This is a genomic window from Kitasatospora sp. NPDC056531 (assembly GCF_042794375.1).
Lineage (GTDB): Bacteria > Actinomycetota > Actinomycetes > Streptomycetales > Streptomycetaceae > Kitasatospora.
Map to the genome: position 1 here is coordinate 1 of NZ_JBHTTU010000272.1, position 2784 is coordinate 2784.

Here is a 2784-nt window from a genome sequence, read left to right on the forward strand (position 1 = left end):
GACGTTCCGCAGCACGCCGATCGGCGTGTGGTGCAGGGTGTCCGCGTCGGCGATCCGGGAGAGCGCGAAGGCGGTGGCGGGGCTCGCCGCGTGGGCGTCGTGCACCAGCACCCGCGCCTCGTTGTCCGCCGTGACCGGGGCGGTGAACAGCTCGCCGTCCGGCCCCCGGAAGACGCCGTTGGCCGCCTCGGCGCCGAAGCGGATCGGCTGGCCGTGCTCCAGCCGGATCAGCGCCTCGTCGCGCGTACCGGGCTCCTTCAGAACCTCGAAGGCGCCGTCGTTGAAGATGTTGCAGTTCTGGTAGATCTCCACCAGCGCCGTGCCCTCGTGCTCGGCCGCCGCCCGCAGCACCGACTGCAGGTGCTGGCGGTCCGAGTCGATGGTGCGCGCCACGAAGGAGGCCTCCGCGCCGATCGCCAGCGACAGCGGGTTGAACGGCGCGTCCAGCGAGCCCATCGGGGTGGACTTGGTGATCTTGCCGAGTTCGCTGGTCGGCGAGTACTGGCCCTTGGTGAGGCCGTAGATCCGATTGTTGAACAGCAGGATCTTCAGATTGACGTTCCGCCGCAGGGCGTGGATCAGGTGGTTGCCGCCGATCGACAGCGCGTCGCCGTCACCGGTCACCACCCAGACGCTCAGATCCCGCCGGGACGAGGCCAGCCCGGTGGCGATCGCCGGCGCCCGGCCGTGGATCGAGTGCACCCCGTAGGTGTTCATGTAGTACGGGAAGCGCGAGGAGCAGCCGATGCCGGAGACGAACACGGTGTTCTCGCGTTTGATGCCGAGCTCCGGCATGAAGCCCTGCACCGCCGCCAGGATCGCGTAGTCCCCGCAGCCTGGGCACCAGCGCACTTCCTGGTCGGTCTTGAAGTCCCGGGCGCTCTGCGGCCCTTCGGCCTTGGGCACCAGCCGCAGGGACGGGAATCCGTTCTCACTCATGCGCCCACCTCGCTACGCTCGGCAGGGGCATTCGCCCACACGCGCCTCTTGATGATTCGCTCGCTCCGCTCGCTCATCGGTGGTCCTCCTCGTCCAGGGTGCCGATCGCCGCCCACAGCACGTCCGCCAACTGCGCCGCTTTGAACGGCAGTCCGCGCACCTGGTTGTAGGACTCGGCGTCCACCAGGTACTTCGCCCGCAGCAGCAGCGCGAGCTGCCCGAGGTTCATCTCGGGCACGACGACCTTCTCGTAACTGCGCAGCACCGAGCCGAGGTTGGCCGGGAAGGGGTTGAGGTTGCGCAGGTGTGCCTGGGCGATCTCGCCGCCGTCCGCGCGCACCCGGCGCACCGCCGCGGTGATCGGGCCGTACGTCGAGCCCCAGCCGAGGACCAGCACCCGGGCGTCGCCGGTCGGGTCGTCGACCTCCACCGGCTTGACCGTGATGCCGTCCACCTTGGCCTGCCGGGTGCGGACCATGAAGTCGTGGTTGGCCGGGTCGTAGGAGATGTTGCCGGTGCCGTCCTGCTTCTCGATGCCGCCGACCCGGTGTTCCAGGCCCGGGGTGCCCGGCACCGCCCACGGCCGGGCGAGGGTGTGCGGGTCGCGCAGGTAGGGCCAGAAGGCGCCGTCCTCGCGGTTCGGGCTGGTGGCGAACTGCGGGTCGATCTCCGGCAGTTCGTCGACGGCCGGGATCCGCCAGGGCTCGGAGCCGTTGGCCAGGTAGCCGTCCGAGAGCAGGAACACCGGGGTCCGGTAGGTCACCGCGATCCGGGCCGCCTCCAGCGCGGCGTCGAAGCACTCTGCGGGCGTGGCCGGGGCGACGATCGGCACCGGGGCCTCGCCGTTGCGGCCGAACATGGCCTGCAGCAGGTCGGCCTGCTCGGTCTTGGTCGGCAGGCCGGTGGACGGGCCGCCGCGCTGGATGTCCACGATCAGCAGCGGCAGTTCGAGCGAGACGGCCAGCCCGATGGTCTCGGACTTGAGCGCGACACCGGGCCCGGAGGTGGTGGTCACGCCGAGCGCCCCGCCGAAGGCCGCGCCGAGCGCCGCGCCGATGCCGGCGATCTCGTCCTCGGCCTGGAAGGTGCGCACCCCGAAGTTCTTGTGCTTGGACAGCTCGTGCAGGATGTCCGAGGCCGGGGTGATCGGGTACGAGCCCAGGTAGAGCGGCAGGCCGGAACGCTGCGCGGCGGCCACCAGCCCGTACGACAGGGCGAGGTTGCCGGAGATGTTGCGGTAGCGCCCGGCGGGGAGCTTGGCCGGCGGCACCTCGTAGGAGACCGCGAAGGACTCGGTGGTCTCGCCGAAGTTCCAGCCCGCCCGGAAGGCGCTGATGTTGGCCTCGGCGATCTCCGGCTTCTTGGCGAACTTGCTGCGCAGGAAGGTCTCGGTGCCGTGGGTGGGCCGGTGGTACATCCAGGACAGCAGGCCCAGCGCGAACATGTTCTTCGCCCGCTCGGCGTCCTTGCGGGCCAGCCCGCTGTCCTTGAGCGCCTCCAGGGTCAGCGTGGTGAGCGGCACCTTGTGCAGGTGGAAGCCGTCCAGCGAGCCGTCGCCCAGCGGGTCGGCCGCGTAGCCGACCTTGGACAGCGCGCGCTTGGTGAACTCGTCGGTGTTGACGATGATCTCCGCACCGCGCGGCAGGTCGGGCACGTTCGCCTTCAGGGCCGCCGGGTTCATCGCCACCAGTACGTTCGGGGCGTCGCCCGGGGTGAGGATGTCGTGGTCGGCGAAGTGCAGTTGGAAGGACGAGACGCCCGGCAGGGTGCCGGCGGGGGCCCGGATCTCGGCCGGGAAGTTCGGCAGCGTGGAGAGGTCGTTGCCGAAGGTGGCCGTCTCCGAAG

At 70.5% G+C, this 2784-nt stretch carries 2 protein-coding genes; both read right to left on the reverse strand.

The window, feature by feature from the left end; genetic code table 11:
* The coding region (locus ACFQ87_RS45475) for a 2-oxoacid:ferredoxin oxidoreductase subunit beta (protein WP_380616922.1) at positions 1 to 939 on the reverse strand (939 nt) is incomplete at its 3' end.
* A gap of 73 nt (positions 940 to 1012) precedes the next feature.
* Positions 1013 to 2784 (reverse strand): 2-oxoacid:acceptor oxidoreductase subunit alpha (locus ACFQ87_RS45480; RefSeq protein ID WP_380616923.1); only part of this gene is annotated, 1772 nt, incomplete at its 5' end.